The 15,936-nt window shown below is 70.9% G+C and carries 17 protein-coding genes; 9 read left to right on the forward strand and 8 right to left on the reverse strand.

Annotated elements, in window-relative coordinates; all coding sequences use genetic code 11:
* Position 1 precedes the first annotated feature (1 nt).
* A complete protein-coding gene (locus AB0C73_RS19015; protein ID WP_362531151.1) occupies positions 2-805 on the reverse strand; it encodes an SDR family oxidoreductase in 804 nt (267 codons plus the stop codon).
* A 64-nt stretch (positions 806-869) separates the two neighbouring features.
* Here AB0C73_RS19015 and AB0C73_RS19020 point away from each other — a divergent pair, with 64 nt between their 5' ends.
* Genes AB0C73_RS19020 through AB0C73_RS19035 form a run of 4 tightly spaced genes read left to right on the forward strand, consistent with a single transcriptional unit; the run spans position 870 to position 4,258 of the window.
* A complete protein-coding gene (locus AB0C73_RS19020) occupies positions 870-1,622 on the forward strand; it encodes an enoyl-CoA hydratase family protein (protein ID WP_362531154.1) in 753 nt (250 codons plus the stop codon).
* Positions 1,623-1,633: 11 nt separating this feature from the next.
* Positions 1,634-2,479: a CoA-transferase gene (locus AB0C73_RS19025; protein ID WP_362531510.1), complete on the forward strand. Its 846-nt coding sequence runs from the start codon at positions 1,634-1,636 to the stop codon at positions 2,477-2,479.
* A complete protein-coding gene (locus AB0C73_RS19030) occupies positions 2,476-3,201 on the forward strand; it encodes a CoA-transferase (RefSeq protein ID WP_362531156.1) in 726 nt (241 codons plus the stop codon). Before AB0C73_RS19025 ends, AB0C73_RS19030 begins: the two co-directional genes overlap by 4 nt.
* Positions 3,202-3,211: 10 nt before the next feature.
* Entirely contained in the window at positions 3,212-4,258 is a 1,047-nt protein-coding gene (locus AB0C73_RS19035) for a nitronate monooxygenase (protein ID WP_362531159.1), read from the forward strand.
* 40 nt (positions 4,259-4,298) lie between these two features.
* Here the strand turns inward: AB0C73_RS19035 and AB0C73_RS19040 are convergent, their stop codons facing one another.
* The 4 genes from AB0C73_RS19040 to AB0C73_RS19055 form a co-directional block, all read right to left on the reverse strand.
* Positions 4,299-5,456, reverse strand: coding sequence for an acetyl-CoA C-acetyltransferase (locus tag AB0C73_RS19040; protein ID WP_362531161.1), 1,158 nt, complete (start codon positions 5,454-5,456; stop codon positions 4,299-4,301).
* Positions 5,457-5,475: 19 nt separating this feature from the next.
* Positions 5,476-6,066: a TetR/AcrR family transcriptional regulator gene (locus AB0C73_RS19045; RefSeq protein WP_362531513.1), complete on the reverse strand. Its 591-nt coding sequence runs from the start codon at positions 6,064-6,066 to the stop codon at positions 5,476-5,478.
* Between the two features lie 90 nt (positions 6,067-6,156).
* The gene (locus AB0C73_RS19050) at positions 6,157-6,942 is read right to left on the reverse strand and encodes an SDR family oxidoreductase (RefSeq protein ID WP_362531163.1); all 786 of its coding nucleotides are present in this window, start codon (positions 6,940-6,942) and stop codon (positions 6,157-6,159) included.
* Positions 6,939-8,135, reverse strand: coding sequence for an acyl-CoA dehydrogenase family protein (locus tag AB0C73_RS19055; protein ID WP_362531515.1), 1,197 nt, complete (start codon positions 8,133-8,135; stop codon positions 6,939-6,941). The genes AB0C73_RS19050 and AB0C73_RS19055 overlap by 4 nt, the downstream gene beginning before the upstream one ends.
* A gap of 68 nt (positions 8,136-8,203) precedes the next feature.
* Between AB0C73_RS19055 and AB0C73_RS19060 the strand changes: the two genes are divergently transcribed.
* On the forward strand, positions 8,204-9,367 hold the full coding sequence (locus tag AB0C73_RS19060) for an acyl-CoA dehydrogenase family protein (RefSeq protein ID WP_362531166.1): 1,164 nt from the start codon (positions 8,204-8,206) through the stop codon (positions 9,365-9,367).
* On the forward strand, positions 9,367-10,353 hold the full coding sequence (locus AB0C73_RS19065) for an acyl-CoA dehydrogenase (RefSeq protein ID WP_362531169.1): 987 nt from the start codon (positions 9,367-9,369) through the stop codon (positions 10,351-10,353). The genes AB0C73_RS19060 and AB0C73_RS19065 overlap by 1 nt, the downstream gene beginning before the upstream one ends.
* Here the strand turns inward: AB0C73_RS19065 and AB0C73_RS19070 are convergent.
* Positions 10,350-10,886, reverse strand: coding sequence for a pyridoxamine 5'-phosphate oxidase family protein (locus AB0C73_RS19070; protein WP_362531172.1), 537 nt, complete (start codon positions 10,884-10,886; stop codon positions 10,350-10,352). The two genes, AB0C73_RS19065 and AB0C73_RS19070, sit on opposite strands and share 4 nt — an antisense overlap.
* A 195-nt stretch (positions 10,887-11,081) precedes the next feature.
* Here AB0C73_RS19070 and AB0C73_RS19075 point away from each other — a divergent pair, with 195 nt between their 5' ends.
* On the forward strand, positions 11,082-12,797 hold the full coding sequence (locus tag AB0C73_RS19075) for a recombinase family protein (protein ID WP_362531174.1): 1,716 nt from the start codon (positions 11,082-11,084) through the stop codon (positions 12,795-12,797).
* Between the two features lie 1,027 nt (positions 12,798-13,824).
* Positions 13,825-13,977: an HNH endonuclease signature motif containing protein gene (locus tag AB0C73_RS19080; RefSeq protein WP_362531177.1), complete on the forward strand. Its 153-nt coding sequence runs from the start codon at positions 13,825-13,827 to the stop codon at positions 13,975-13,977.
* Here AB0C73_RS19080 and AB0C73_RS19085 read toward each other — a convergent pair.
* A complete protein-coding gene (locus tag AB0C73_RS19085; protein ID WP_362531180.1) occupies positions 13,967-14,485 on the reverse strand; it encodes a hypothetical protein in 519 nt (172 codons plus the stop codon). The genes AB0C73_RS19080 and AB0C73_RS19085 overlap by 11 nt on opposite strands.
* A gap of 38 nt (positions 14,486-14,523) precedes the next feature.
* Positions 14,524-14,667, reverse strand: coding sequence for a hypothetical protein (locus AB0C73_RS19090; protein ID WP_362531183.1), 144 nt, complete (start codon positions 14,665-14,667; stop codon positions 14,524-14,526).
* Positions 14,668-15,638: 971 nt separating this feature from the next.
* Between AB0C73_RS19090 and AB0C73_RS19095 the strand changes: the two genes are divergently transcribed.
* Positions 15,639-15,932, forward strand: a complete 294-nt coding sequence (locus tag AB0C73_RS19095; protein ID WP_362531518.1) for an HNH endonuclease signature motif containing protein — start codon at positions 15,639-15,641, stop codon at positions 15,930-15,932.
* Positions 15,933-15,936: the final 4 nt, after the last annotated feature.

The raw sequence follows: 15,936 nt of genomic DNA on the forward strand, positions 1-15,936 counted from the left end.
GTCAGCTCTCCTTCTTCGCGGTCGGCTTGTTGACGGTTGCGGCGTCCAGAAAGGCGGGGCGCTCCCCGCCGCCGTGCACGAGCAGCGACGCGCCCGTGACGTAACCGGCCCGGCCGGAGGCGAGGAAGACGGCGGCCTCGCCGATCTCGTCGGGCTCGGCGAGCCGGCCGAGCGGCACGGTGCGGCCGACGGCCGCGATGCCGTCGGCGTCGCCGTAGTGCAGGTGGGACAGCTCGGTGCGGACCATGCCGAGGACGAGGGTGTTGACCCGCACCTCGGGGGCCCATTCGACGGCCATGGAGCGGGCCAGGTTCTCCAGGCCGGCCTTCGCGGCGCCGTACGCGGCGGTGCCGGGCGACGGGCGGGTGCCGCTGACGCTGCCGATCATGACGACGGAGCCGCGCGCGGCGCGCAGCAGCTCGTACGCGCCGAGGCACGCGGTCAGCGGGGCGGTGAGGTTCAACTCGACGACGCGGGCGTGCCGTTCGGCCGCGCTCGCCCGCCCGCCGCCGGCGCGGTCGTCGGCGAGCAGGCGGTACGGACTCCCGCCCGCGTTGTTCACGAGGGTGTCGAGCCGTCCGTACCGCTCCCCGACCCCCGTGAAGAACTCCGCCACCTCGCCGGATCGCCGCAGGTCGAGCGGTGCGAACACGGCCTCCCGGCCACCCGCCGCGACCGGCTCGTCCGGCGGCCTGCGGGCGCAGACGACGACCTCGGCGCCGGCCCGCAGGAGGGCTCGGGCGATGCCCGCGCCGACGCCGCGGGTTCCGCCGGTGACGACGGCGACCCTCCCGTCCAGCTCCATCGGCTGCTACCTTCCTCCCAGCGTCACCTAACAAACGTTTGGTGGAAAGGTAGCTGATCCGCTCATGGGTGTCTCCACCTCGCACTCGGCCAAGGGCGTCGCACTCGTCACCGTCGCCTTCCCGCCCGTCAACGCCCTTCCGGTGCACGGCTGGTACGAGCTGGCCGACGCCGTCCGCGCCGCCGGGCGCGACCCGGACATCCGCTGTGTCGTGCTCGCCGCCGAGGGCCGCGGCTTCAACGCGGGCGTCGACATCAAGGAGCTCCAGCGCGACCCCGGACACTCCACGCTCCTCGCTGTCAACCGGGGCTGCGCGGAGGCCTTCGCCGCCGTCTACGACTGCGAGGTGCCGGTGGTCGCCGCGGTCGGCGGCTTCTGTCTGGGCGGGGGCATCGGCCTGGCCGGCAACGCGGACGCGATCGTCGCCGCCGAGGACGCCACCTTCGGGCTTCCGGAACTCGACCGGGGCGCGCTCGGCGCCGCGACCCACCTCGCCCGGCTCGTGCCCCCGCATCTGATGCGCGCCCTGTACTACACCTCGCGCACCGCCACAGCCGCCGAACTGCACGCCCACGGCTCGGTGTGGAAGGTGGTCCCGCGCGAGGAACTCCTCACCTCAGCCCTGGAGTTGGCGCACGAGATCGCCGCCAAGGACGGCACCCTGATCCGGCTCGCCAAGGCCGCCATCAACGGCATCGACCCGGTGGACGTGCGCCGCAGCTACCGCTTCGAGCAGGGCTTCACCTTCGAGGCCGGCCTGAGCGGCGTCGCCGACCGGGTCCGCGACACCTTCGGAAGGGACGGTGAGGAGCGGTGACCGACAAGACCATGGGCAAGACCATGACCGTGGACGAGGTCGTGGGGCGGCTGTCCTCCGGCATGACGGTCGGGATCGGCGGCTGGGGCTCCCGGCGCAAGCCGATGGCCCTGGTCAGAGCGCTGCTCCGGTCCGAGATCACGGACCTCACGGTGATCTCGTACGGTGGCCCCGACGTCGGCCTGCTCGCCGCCGCAGGCCGGATCCGCCGGCTCGTCGCGCCCTTCGCGACCCTCGACTCGATCCCCCTCGAACCGCACTTCCGGGCCGCCCGCGAGCGCGGTGCCTTCGCGCTCACCGAGCTCGACGAGGCGATGTTCATGTGGGGCCTGCACGCCGCCGCCAACCGGCTGCCCTTCCTGCCCGTGCGGGCCGGCCTCGGCTCCGACGTCATGCGGGTCAACCCCGAGCTGCGCACGGTCACTTCGCCGTACGCGGACGGCGAGGAGTTCGTCGCCGTGCCCGCGCTGCGCATGGACGCGGCCCTGGTGCACCTCAACCGCGCCGACCGGCTCGGCAATGCCCAGTACCTGGGCCCCGACCCGTACTTCGACGACCTGTTCTGCGAGGCCGCCGACACCGCGTACGTCTCCTGCGAGCGGATCGTGGAGTCGTTCGGCCCGGACACCGTGCCGCAGACCCTGCTCGTCTCCCGGCACTCTGTCACCGGCGTCGTCGAGACCCCGAACGGCGCCCACTTCACCTCCTGCGTGCCCGACCACGACCGCGACGAGCCCTTCCAGCAGCTCTACGCGACCTCCCCCTGGCCCGAGTTCGCCGCACGCTTCCTGTCCGGCAAGAGCGAGGACGACTACCAGGCGGCCGTACGCGCCTGGCGAGAGGAGCAGCAGAAGTGACCACCGACGTGATCACCCGCGCCGAGTACTGCGTGGTCGCCTGCGCCGAGGCCTGGCGCGGTGACGGCGAGGTGCTCGCCAGCCCCATGGGCCTGATCCCCGGCTTCGGGGCCCGCCTCGCCAAACGCACCTTCTCCCCCGACCTGCTGCTCACCGACGGCGAGGCGCTGCTCGTCGGCCTCGACGGGCGGCCCGAGGGCTGGCTGCCGTACCGCAGGCACCTCACCATGGTCACCGGCGGAAAGCGGCACGTGATGATGGGCGCGAGCCAGATCGACCGCTACGGCAACCAGAACATCTCCTGCGTCGGCGACTGGGACCGGCCCGCCCGCCAGCTCCTCGGGGTGCGCGGAGCACCCGTCAACACCCTGAACAACCCGGTGAGTTACTGGATCCCCCGGCACTCGCCCCGCGTCTTCGTCGAGCGCGTCGACATGATCAGCGGAGTGGGTTACGACCATGCCGTCGGCCCGTACCACCGCCTCCCCCGGGTCGTCACCGACCTCGCGGTGCTCGACTTCGCGACGCCCGACCACCGGATGCGGCTCGCCTCCGTGCACCCGGGCGTGAGCGTGGACGACGTACGGGCCGCGACCGGCTTCGAGCTCGCGATCGACGGCGAGGTGCCCACGACACGGGAGCCCACCCCCGACGAACTGCGCCTGATCCGCGAGGTCATCGACCCGGCCGGGCTCCGCGACCGCGAGGTCAGGTCCCGATGAAGGCCTCCCGATGAAGACCGCGCTCACCGAACTCGTCGGCATCGAGCACCCGATCGTGCAGACCGGCATGGGCTGGGTCGCCGGGCCCCGGCTCGTCTCCGCCACCGCCGACGCGGGCGCCCTCGGCATCCTCGCCTCCGCCACCATGACCGTGCCCGAACTCCGGGCCGCCGTACGGGAGGTGAGGTCCCGCACCGACCGGCCCTTCGGGGTGAATCTGCGGGCCGACGCGGGCGACGCCCGCGAGCGGGTCCGGATCATCGTGGAGGAGGGCGTCCGGGTCGCGTCCTTCGCCCTCGCGCCCTCCCGTGAGCTGATCGCCGAGCTCAAGGACGCCGGGGTGGTCGTGATCCCGTCCGTCGGGGCGCGCCGGCACGCCGAGAAGGTGGCGGCGTGGGGCGCGGACGCGGTGGTCGTGCAGGGCGGCGAGGGCGGCGGGCACACGGGCGAGGTCGCGACGACGGTGCTGCTTCCGCAGGTGGTGGACGCCGTCGGCATCCCGGTGATCGCGGCGGGCGGCTTCCACGACGGGCGCGGTCTGGTCGCCGCGCTCGCGTACGGCGCGGCGGGCGTCGCGATGGGCACCCGTTTCCTGCTCACCTCGGACTCGACGGTGCCCGACGCGGTCAAGGCGCTGTACCTGGCGGCGACGGTGAAGGACATCACGGTCACGACCGCCGTCGACGGCCTTCCGCACCGGATGCTGCGCACCGAGCTGGTCGCCGCGCTCGAACGGGCGGGCCGGGTACGGGCGTTGGCGCAGGCGGTACGCCGAGCCGCCGGGTTTCGCAGGATCGGCGGGCTGTCCTGGGCGGCGATGGTCCGGGACGGGCTCGCGATGCGCCACGGCAGGAACCTGTCCTGGAGCCAGGTCCTGCTCGCCGCGAACACCCCGATGCTCCTGAGGGCCTCCATGGTCGAGGGCCGCACCGATCTCGGCGTCATGGCCTCCGGGCAGGTCGCGGGGGTGATCGAGGACCTGCCGAGCTGCGCGGAACTCGTCGCCCGGATCATGTCCGAGGCGGCGCAGGTGCTCCGTACCCTTCCGCCCGCGTAGGAGCCCGCGCCCTTGACGGGCGCGGGTCACAACGCTCTGCTCAGAGCCGCTCGATGATCGTCACGTTCGCCTGTCCCCCGCCCTCACACATGGTCTGCAGCCCGAACCGGCCGCCCGTGCGTTCCAGTTCGTGCAGCAGGGTCGTCATCAGCTTCACGCCGGTCGCGCCGAGCGGGTGGCCGAGGGCGATGGCGCCGCCGTTGACGTTGACGCGCTCGGGGTCGGCGCCGGTCTCCTTGAGCCAGGCGAGGACGACCGGGGCGAAGGCCTCGTTGATCTCGACCAGGTCGATGTCCTCGATGGTCATGCCGGTCTTCTTCAGGGCGTACGCGGTGGCCGGTATCGGCGCGGACAGCATCCGGATCGGATCCTCGCCGCGCACGCTGAGGTGATGGATCCGGGCCCGGGGCGTGAGCCCGTGCTCGCGCACCGCCCGCTCGCTCGCGATCAGCATCGCCGCCGCTCCGTCCGACACCTGGGAGGAGCAGGCGGCGGTGACGGTGCCGCCCTCGACGAGCGTCGGGAGCCCGGCCATCTTCTCCAGGCTGGTGTCACGGCGCGGACCCTCGTCCACCGTCACGGCCCCGTAGGGCACGGTCTCCCTCTCGAACCGGCCCTCGTCGATCGCGCGCAGCGCCCGCCGGTGCGAGCGGAGCGCGAACTCCTCCTGTTGCCGCCGGGTGATGCCCCACTTGGCGGCGATGAGCTCGGCGCCGTGGAACTGGTTGACCGGCGCGTCGCCGTAGCGGGCCCGCCAGCCCTCGGATCCCGCGTACGGGCCCTGGGTGAGGCCGAGCGGCTCGGCGGCCTGCCGGGAGGCGAAGGCGATCGGGATCATGGTCATGTTCTGGGTGCCGCCGGCCACGACCAGGTCCTGGGTGCCGGAGAGCACGCCCTGGGCGGCGAAGTGGACGGCCTGCTGGGAGGAGCCGCACTGGCGGTCGATCGTGACGCCGGGGACCTCCTCGGGGAGGCCGGCGGCGAGCCAGCAGGTGCGGGCGATGTCCCCGGCCTGCGGGCCGACGGTGTCGAGGCAGCCGAAGACCACGTCCTCGACGGCGGCCGGGTCGATGCCGGTGCGGGCGACGAGGGCCTTCAGGACATGGGCGCCGAGGTCCGCCGGGTGGACGGCGCCGAGCCCGCCCTTGCGGCGGCCCACCGGGGTGCGGACCGCGTCGACGATGTAGGCCTCGGCCATGGCTGTTCCTCCTGGGTGATCAGTCGATACGTACGGCGATTCCGTCGAGCACCATCGACAGGTACTGGCGGGCGATCTCCTCCGGGCTGTGGTGGCCGCCCGGGCGGTACCAGCTCGCGGCGACCCAGACGGTGTCGCGCACGAAGCGGTAGGTGAGCCGGATGTCGAGGTCGGCGCGGAAGACGCCGGACTCGACCCCGCGCTCCAGGGTGCCGAGCCAGGCCTTCTCGAACCTGACCTGCGAGTCGGCGAGATAGTGGAAGCGGGGCTGGTCGGTGAGGTGCCTGGCCTCCTTCTGGTAGATGGCGACGGCGGCGCGGTGCCGGTCGATCTCCCGGAAGGACTCGGTGACCAGGGCCTCGATGGTCTCCCGGGGGCCGAGCCCGGCGGCGAGCACGGTGTCGTACCCGTCCCAGAGCTCGTTCAGGAAGGTCGAGAGGATCTCGTCGAGCATCGATTCCTTGGAATCGAAGTGGTAGTAGAGGCTGCCCGCGAGCATGCCCGCGGCGTCGGCGATCTTGCGGACGGTGGTGGCGTTGTAGCCCTGGGCGGCGAACACCTCGGCGGCGGTGTGGAGGAGTTCCGTGCGCCGCTCGGGCGAGGCGGTCACCTGGGTCTTCTTCGGGCTCTTCGGGCTCTTCGGGCTCTTCTGGGAAGGCTTGCTGGATGGCTTTGTCGTCGGCACGCTCCCATTCTGGTCCTAGGCGCGCCGGCTGCTGACGGAGACCGTCTCGCCGGTCATGTACGAGGAATAGGCACTGGCCAGGAAGACGATGACGTTGGCGACCTCCCAGGGCTCGGCGTACCGCCCGAAGGCCTCCCGCGCGGTCAGCTCCTCCAGGACCTCGGCCGAGGTGACCTTGACCAGGTGGGGGTGCATGGCGAGGGAGGGGGCGACGGCGTTGATCCGGACGCCGTACGCGGCGGCCTCGACGGCGGCGCAGCGGGTGAGGGCCATGACGCCGGCCTTGGCGGCGGCGTAGTGGGCCTGCCCGGCCTGGGCGCGCCAGCCGACGACGGAGGCGTTGTTGACGATCACGCCGGTGCGGCCGGTCTCCCGGAAGTGGCGGAGGGCGGCGCGGGTGCAGCGCATGGTGCCGTTGAGGGTGACGTCGAGGACCCGGTTCCACTGCTCGTCGCTCATGTCGGCCAGCTCGGTGGTGCCGCCGAGCCCGGCGTTGTTGACGAGGACGTCGAGGCCGCCGTGGAGCCGCGCGGCGCACGTGTAGAGGTTCTGGACCTGGCTCTCGTCGGTGACGTCGCAGAGCTGGGCGGCGATCCGGTCGGCGCCGAACTCGGCGGCGAGCGCGGTCTCGGTCTCCTTGAGGCGGCGCGCGTGGGCGTCGCTGATCAGGACCCGGGCGCCCTCCTCCAGGAGGCGGCGGGCGGTGGCGCCGCCGATCCCGGCGCCGGCGGCGGCGGTGACGACGGCGCTGCGGCCGGCGAGCAGACCGTGCCCGGGAACGTACTCCGGTCTGGTGCTCATGCGCGGGGCTCCTTCGGGAGGCCGAGCACCCGCTCGGCGATGATGGTGCGCTGGATCTCGCTCGACCCGGCGTAGATGGTGTCGGCGCGGGAGAAGAGGAACAGGCGCTGCCAGGCGTCGAGTTCGTACGGTTCCCCGGCGGCGAGGGTGGCGGCGGCGCCGCGCACGTCCATGGCGAGTTCGCCGAGGTCGCGGTGCCAGTGGGACCAGGAGAGCTTGGCCATGGACGGGTCGGTGCCGCGCAGGGCGCCCGCGCGCAGGGTGCGCAGTCCGGCCCAGGAGCGGACGAGGCGGTCACGGATCAGCGGGTCGGCGGCGGCGCCGTTGGCGCGGGCGAGGGCGACGAGGGCGTCGAGTTCGCGGCGGAAACCGACCTGCTGGCCGAGGGTGGAGACGCCGCGCTCGTAACCGAGGGTGGCCATGGCGATCCGCCAGCCGTCGCCGGGGGCGCCGACGACATGGGCGGCCGAGGTGCGGGCGCCGTCGAAGAAGACCTCGTTGAACTCGCTGGTGCCGGTGAGCTGCACGATGGGCCGGATGTCCACGCCGGGCTGGTCGAGCGGGACGAGGAGGTACGAGAGCCCGGCGTGCGGGCGCGAACCGGGGGCGCGGTCACCGGGGGTTCCGGGGGCGAGGACACCGGGGGTTCCGGGGGCGGTGCGCGGCTCGGTCCGCGCCAGGACGAAGCACCACTGGGACTCATGGGCGAGCGAGGTCCAGATCTTCTGGCCGTGCACGACCCACTCGTCGCCCTCGCGGACCGCGCGGGTGCGGACGGCGGCGAGGTCGGAGCCGGCGCCGGGCTCGCTGTAGCCCTGGCACCACAGCTCCTCGACGGCCCGGATCGCGGGCAGGAAGCGGGCCTTCTGCTCCTCCGTGCCGTGGGCGACGAGGGTGGGGCCGAGGAGCTGTTCGCCGATGTGGTTGACCCGGGCGGGCGCGTCGGCGAGGGCGTACTCCTCGTGGAAGGCGATCTGCTCCTCGATGCTCGCGCCGCGCCCGCCGTACTCCTTCGGCCAGCCGACGCAGGTCCAGCCGTGGGCGGCCATGTGCCGCTCCCAGGCGAGCCGTTCGGCGAACGCCTCGTGTTCGCGGCCGGGCCCGCCCAGACCCTTCAACCCGGCGTACTCACCGGCGAGTTGGTCCTTGAGCCAGTCGCGTATCTCGGCGCGGAACTCCTCGGCGCCGCTCATGGCGCTACTCATGGCGCTGCTCATGGCCGCACGGTAACCTACCAAACACTTGTTAGGGAAGGATGCCGATGGACCTGAACAGTTCGCCCGAGGAGGAGGACTTCCGGGCGGAGGCCCGCGCCTGGCTGCGCGCCCATGTGCCGGCCGAGCCGCTGCCGTCCCTGGAGACCGCGGAGGGCTTCGCCGCCCATCGCGCCTGGGAGGCCGAACTCGCCGCCGGGCGCTGGTCGGTGGTCTCCTGGCCCGAGCGGTACGGTGGCCGGGGCGCCGACATCTTCCACTGGCTGGCCTTCGAGGAGGAGTACTACGCGGCGGGCGCACCCGGCCGGGTCGCGCAGAACGGCATCAGCCTGCTCGCCCCCACCCTCTTCGAGCACGCCACCGAGGAACAGCGGGCCCGCATCCTGCCGTCCATGGCGACCGGCCGGACGATCTGGGCGCAGGCCTGGTCCGAGCCGGAGGCCGGCTCCGACCTCGCCTCGCTCACCTCGCGTGCCGTGCGGACGGAGGGCGGCTGGCTGCTCTCCGGACAGAAGACCTGGTCCTCGCGGGCCGCCTTCGCCGACCGAGCCTTCGGGATCTTCCGCACCGACCCGGGCCCGGCGGCCGAGGGCCGCCCGCACCGGGGGCTCACGTATCTGATGTTCGACCTGCGCGCGCCCGGTGTGACCGTGCGGCCGATCGGGCGGCTCGACGGCAAGCCGGCCTTCGCCGAACTGTTCCTGGACGAGGTGTTCGTGCCGGACGAGGACGTGATCGGCGAGCCCGGGCAGGGCTGGCGGATCGCCATGTCCACCACGGGCGACGAGCGCGGGCTCACGCTCCGCTCCCCCGGCCGGTTCCTGGCCGCCGCCGACCGGCTCGTACGGCTGTGGCGGGACCGGTGCTCACGTGGCGATCCCGAGGACACGGCGCTGCGGGACCGGGTCGCGGACGCGGTGATCGGGGCGCGGGCGTATCAGCTGTTCACGGCGGCAGGGGCCGCGCGGTTCGCCGCGGGAGAGACGATCGGGGCCGAGTCGAGCCTCAACAAGGTGTTCTGGTCGACGTACGACCTCGCCCTGCACGAGACCGCGCTCGATCTGCTCGGCGTGGAGGGGGAGTTGGCCGATGGCGCGTGGGCCGAGGGGCATGTCTTCTCGCTCGCGGGGCCGATCTACGCGGGCACCAACGAGATCCAGCGCGACATCATCGCCGAGCGCCTGCTCGGCCTTCCGAAGGGCCGCCGCTGATGCGCTTCCTGCCGACCGAGGAGCAGCGCGCCTTCGCGCGCTCGCTCGACGCGATGCTGACCGCCGCCGGCACCCCGGCGGCGGCCCGGGCCTGGGCCGCGGGCGACCACGGCCCGGGGCGGGCGCTGTGGGCGCGGCTCGGGGAGGCCGGGGTCTTCGCACTGGCGGTCCCGGAGGCGTACGAGGGCGTGGGACCGCTGCCCGTCGAGCTCGCCCACGCCTTCCTGGAGTCGGGCCGGCACGCGGTCCCGGGCCCGCTGGTGGAGACGGTCGCGGCGGCGGCCCTGCTCACGGACCTTGCCGAGCGGGGCGAGACCGGCCCGGCCAAGCGCTTCCTGGCCGGGCTCGCCGACGGCACGACGGTGGCGACGCTGGCGATGGACGAGGTGTCGCCGTACGCGCTGGATCCGGACGCCGCCGACCTCGTGTTCGTCGTACACGGCGAGGAGCTGCGGCTGGCTCCCGGGCATCAGGAGATACGGGTCTCCGCCGATCCCGTACGGCGCCTGGCGCGCCCCGCACCGGGCGGCGAGCTCCTCGCGGCGGGCCCGGTCGTGACCGCGGCGGCCCGCCACGCCCGGGACTGGGCCCTGCTGGCGACGGCCGCACAGAGTCTCGGGCTCGGTCTCGCGCTCCTGGACCGGACGGTGGCGTACGCGAAGCAGCGCACCCAGTTCGGCGTGCCGATCGGCTCCTTCCAGGTCGTCAAGCACCGCCTGGCGGACACCCTGATCGCCCTGGAGTTCGCCCGGCCCCTGCTCTTCGGGGCGGCGCTCACCTTCGCGCGCACCGATCTCGCGGCGGCGAAGGTCACGGCGGGCGAGGCCGCGCACCGGGCCGCCGCCACCGCCCTCCAGATCCACGGCGCGATCGGCTACACCGAGGAACTCGACCTCTCCCTCTGGCTCCGCAGGGCCCGCCCCCTGCGCGACGCCTGGGCCACCCTGTCCTGGTGCCGTTCCCAGGTGCTCGCGACGCGCCGTTAGCGGGGGTCCTCCCGGGGCGGGCTCTCGTCGTTGCCGCGCCGGAGCGTCCGTACCCCGCGGCCCGGGGACCAGGTGCGCAGGACGATCTCCTCGCCGTCGACGTACGTCCGGACGACCTCCGTGAGCTCGACCCGGAAGACATGGAACGGCATCGGCATGCCGACCTCGGTCGCGTACCAGTCCAGCTTCTCCGGGTCGGCGATCTCGATCGCGAGACCGGAGATCCGGACGTCGCCGCCGCCCATGCTCGTCCCCTCCCCGGGGTTGGCGAGCAGCGAGAAGCGCGGGTCGCGTCGCAGGTCGAGGGCCTTGCGCGAGTTCGGCATCATGCCGAGGTACAGCTCACCGGCCCGGAAGTCGGCCTCGATGCCGCTGAGCCGCGGCGAGCCGTCCTTGCGCAGGGTGGCGAGGGCGTGATGCGTGTACTGGCCGAAGCGCTCGCGGACCGTCGCGGCGAGCTCGGGTTCGGCGGCCTCGAAGGCCGCCCAGGTGATCGGTGCGACGGCCTGAGCGCTGGTTCCGGTGTCTCCCATGGTTCCAGGAGACACCGGAATCCCGACACCTTCCGTCCGGATTACTCCGGGCGCTCCGCCTTGCTCCGCTCGATGCAGAACTCGTTGCCCTCGGGGTCTCCCAACACTCCGTTCTAGCGGTTCTGGAGTGTCCGCATGGTGGCATCGGTCCTGGTCAAGCCCGGTAGCGGGAACCCTCCCGTCCCTACAGAGGGGATGACGACCAGCACCCCGAGGAACCCACTTGCGGGCACGGTCTACTCCGAGACCCTGCGGGGTGTGCGGTGTGTCCGTCTGTCCGTGCTCACCGATGAAACGACCAGCCCGGAGCGGCAGCGCGAAGCCGACGACATAGCGGCAGCCACACACAACATCAGCTTCGGCGAGGGTGACACGCTCCGCGAAGCCGTCGACCTTGACGTATCGGCGTCCAAGGTCAGCCCGTTTGACCGCCCGCAGCTCGGCGCGTGGCTTGCCCGTCCGGATGACTTTGACGTCCTGGTGTGGTGGCGCTTTGACCGTGCCATCCGGTCCATGAGCGACATGCAGAACCTTGCCCACTGGGCGCGGACGCACCGAAAGGTTCTGCTGTTCGCCGAGGGCATCGGCGGGGGTCCGATGATTCTGGACTTCCGGAACCCGATGGACCCGATGTCCGAGCTCATGATGCTCATGCTTGCCTTTGCCGCTCAGGTGGAGGCGCAGAGCACCAAAGAGCGTGTCACCGGCGCCATGGCTGCCATGCGCAAGATGCCGCTCCGGTGGCGTGGTGGCGGTCGTCCGCCGTACGGCTACATGCCCGCCCCCATGCCCAAGGAACACGGCGGAGTGGGCTGGACGCTCGTCCCCGACCCGGAAGCCGTGGCGATCATTGAACGCATCGTCCGGGAACTGTTCGACGGCATGACCGTCTCAGCCATCGCGGCGGGTCTCAACAACGATGAGGTGCCGAGCCCGCGGGATCACTGGGCTGTGAAGATGAACCGCGACAAGGGCGGGAAGACTGGCAAAGCCAAGGGATCCGTGTTCAAGTGGGCCCCCGCCGTCATCACACGGATGCTTCGTAGCGAATCGCTGCTCGGCTGGAAGATGCACAAGGGCAAGCCCGTGCGGGACGCCGAGGGCAACCCGGTCATGCAGACCGAACAGCCGATCATGACGCGCGCGGAGTTCGACGCGATCGGCGCTGTTCTCGACGCCCGCAGCATCGACAACCGCGAACGGCACGACACGGACGCATTGCTGCTGCGCGTGATCCACTGCGACTCATGCAGGGGCCGCATGTACCTCAGCCAGCAAGAGGGGAAGCGCGGCAACTACAAGTGCAACAGCCACGCCCGGGGCGATGCCTGCGAAGCCCCCTCCAACATCCGCGCAGACTGGGCAGACGAACACGTAACCGCCGAGTTCCTGCGGCTGGTCGGAGCGATAGAGACGAAGACGGTCGTAGAGATTCCCGGCTACGACCCCGCCCCCGAACTTGCCGCCACCCTGGCCGAGTTCAACGAGCACCAGGAACAGCAAGGGCGGCAGAAATCCAAGCACGCTGCGCGAGCATGGCAGGAACGGGCGGACGCACTCGATGCCCGCATAGCCGATCTTGAGACCCGTGAAAAGCGCGAAGCACAGCGCATCGTGACCCCCACGGGCAAGACCTTTGCGGACGAGTGGGCCGCCAAGGACACCGCGGGCCGGCGAGCCATGCTCGTGGAAACCGGGGTGCGGCTCGACGTACGGCGCGGCACTCGTGGAGGGTGGCGGAAGCTGGATACGCGGCGCGTGGACTTCACGATGAACGGTGAGCTGGACCCCGCTGCGGAAGCCCTTACGGGCGTCGCATCGGCGCTGGAATCCGAAGCGCGCGGAGACAAGCCGACCGAGGGCGCAAAGGTGCGGCTCAGCGAACCTGTCCGCGAACTGGTCGCCGCGTAGCAGCCCCGAGAGCCCCGGCCGGTCCCCACGACCGCCGGGGCTTTGCTGTGCCCGCAGCGGGCCCCCTGAACCCCGGATAGGCTCGATGTGCCCCGCGCCAACATGGCGTGCGCGGGGTAGGGCGGAGCATCTAGGACAAGTCCGAGAATGCAGTACACCCGCCCCGGCCAAGCCCCGGTAGTCCCTCGCGGACCGCCGGGGCTTTGCTGTGCCCGCAGCGGGGCCCACCAGCGGCGGAGCCATGACGGTATGACGGTTAGAGAGTGTTTCTCGTATGCACAAGAAAAAATATGGAGAAAACCGAACCGTGCATCGGAACGTCATCCCGTCATGCTCGGCCAGTGCGGGAATCCGTCCGTCCCTACTACTCCCGGAAGCAAGTGGACGCGTCGACCGCGCGACCGAGAGGGGCGCGGGAATCCGTCCGTCCCTACTACTTCCGGAAGAGGGACCAGGGACTACCGCGCACCCACCCCAAGGGGGAACCACGGCGGACCGAGTGCCCGACCCTCACACCAGCTCTGCCCGTGCACCACGCGCCCCGCGTTACCGGGGTGGCCGCGGGGGTCGTGCGGCAGAGCGCGGGGACTGCACCGCCCATGAGTAACCGGCTCGTCCGCGAGTCGCCGAAAGGGGTCGTAAGCGCGTGCAGTCCCCATCGTGTCCGGACCGGCCCCGCCGGCGAGGACGACCAAGCCCACCTGACCCAATAGAGCAGAGGTGCGCGGTACCGGCTCGGCTCGTCCGAGATATCGGCCGCAGAGTTCCGGGTTCGAGTCCCGGGGTGGGCGCGCAACAACGACGACCAGGCCGACGACGGCAAGGGGGACAGACCATGCGCTGTATCGACTGCGCGGAGCCGGCGACACACCGCCGACGCTGCAAGACCCATCACGGGGCGTACGAGGAACGACCGACCGTCCGCAACCGACGAGCACGGAGCCGGCGACGAGCGGCCCGGAACGATGCCGCGGCGCGACTCCGCCGGATCATCGAGCGGAAGGGGCACGCGTGGTGTGACTGGTGCATGGACGACTTCGCCACGGCGGACGTGGACGTGGACCATGTGCGGCCCCTCTCGATGGGAGGGACCGACACGGACGGAAACGTTCAAGTGCTGTGCCGGGGGTGTCACCAGCTCAAGACGAGCACGGAGTTCGGGGCGGACGCTAGCCGTTGACGTAGGCCCGCCACCCGTCCGGGACCCACGGGCCGCTTCGGGGGTAGTCGGGGCTGGTGTCGAGTTGCCGGGCCCATTTCATGAGCTCGGCCCACGCTGCGTCCGCATCACGCGACCACGCCGCAGGGGCGTTCCCCACTATGTCCAGCGCCATCGCAATGTGCTGTTCGGCTGCGCCGAGCTGGTCCCTTACACCCTCGGGCAGCAAGTCCCCGCGGGCATCGAGCATCGCGTAAAGCCGCTTGCAGCACTGTGCTAAGTGCTCGCGGATGGCTCGGATGTTCTCGGGGGTCGGACGGGGTGGCACACACCGTTCAAGGAGTTGTCCCGTGGCGAGGATGAACCAGAAGTGCCCTTCCTGGTGTAGCTGGTTGCGCCTGGTGTTGGACAGTGCCGAGTAGGGCGGGGGCGGGTGCTCACCGTCCCGTTTGGCGTCCGTGCGGGCTTGCTTAATCCACCGCTTCACCAGCGTGGTCACGTCCGATGGTTCGAAGCTCTCTGCTGCCATGTCTGGGTCTCTCTTGTGTCCGGTCCCCGGCTGCCTACCTAGCGCTGCGTCCACCACGTGATTGCTGCCCCGCCGGCGAGGGATGCCAGGGTGACGAGCCATCCGGGGATGCGCTGCGCGATGACATGGAAGCCGTAGAGGCGCAGTTCGAACACGGGCCGAGTCTCGGTCTTGGGAGTCATGACTACCTCTCGTGTGCTGGTGCCGTGGAGCGTAGGCAGGGGTGTCGGGCGTTCGGGAGGGGATTCAAGGCCCGGACCCCGTCAAAGGCGCCAAAGATCAATCAGAGATGTGAACGGCCGCTCTCTGGGTTGCGGAGATGACGGCAGAGGCTCGAAGTCTGGGGCGGGTAGCGCGTGACGCGTAGGGCGAAGGGTCGGACGCCAAGGTGCCTATCTGGACCGGCAGTTGCCTGATCCCGTCGGCTGATTTTGGAACGGTAACAAGACATCTCTTGTTCGCAAATTCGATCTCGGCTTTCCAGTCAGGGTTTTACAGGAGGTACCTCTATGCCCCGACGACCCCGCCCCCCGTGCTCGGTACCCGGGTGCCCCGAACTGACTGCCCGCGGTGGCCGCTGTGCCGCTCACGAGCGTGAGGCGAACGCACAGAGGGTGACACCGGGGACGAGCGCGTACGGGCGACGGTGGCCGAACATCCGGCGCCGCTACCTCTACGCCCATCCGTGGTGCGTTCTGTGCTCGAAGCCGGCGACCGTGGCTGACCACTTCCCGGAGTCGCGTCGCTCGCTGGTCGCGCGTGGCGTGTCCGATCCGGATGCGTGGTCTCGGCTGCGTCCGCTGTGCACGTCGTGCCACTCGCGGGAGACCGCGAAGCACCAGCCGGGCGGGTTTGCTGCCGAGCGTCGCTCTCAGCGTGAGGCGGAGCGTCCGCCGTACTGACCAGGGGGTGACCCCCCGCCCCTCCCGAGATTGCACGGCAGGGAGGCGTTTCTTTCGCATGGCTAATTGAACCGTTTTGGTGGGGTGATGATTTGCCCGAGCGTGCCGTCTTGAGTGATCGGATAGCCCGTCGAATACGTATTGACTCGACTTTGAGTTACAAGGGGACGCCGTGCGCGCTTTGGACCGGGCCGTTTAGCCGTAAGGGCTATGGCATCACTAATAGCGACGACAACGAAACCACGGTGCAGGTGCATCGTGTCACGTATGAGGCTGCCAACGGGCCCATACCTGTTGGGCTCGTGGTTGATCACCTCTGCCGAGTTCCTGCGTGTGTAAACCCTTTCCATCTTGAGGCAGTTACGAACGCGGAGAATGTTCGGCGAGGGTCGAACACGAAGCTCACCATGGCGGACGCCGTGGCAATACGCGAAGAGTTCGCGCGACCCGATCCGCGCACCAAGCAAGCTGTAGCCGATGCCTACGGCGTGAGTCGCACGGCGATACGGCTGCTGCTCGCCGGAGAAACCTGGGTCGCTGCGTAAGGGA

It is taken from the genome of Streptomyces sp. NPDC048623 (assembly GCF_040650755.1).
Classification (GTDB): Bacteria; Actinomycetota; Actinomycetes; order Streptomycetales; family Streptomycetaceae; genus Streptomyces.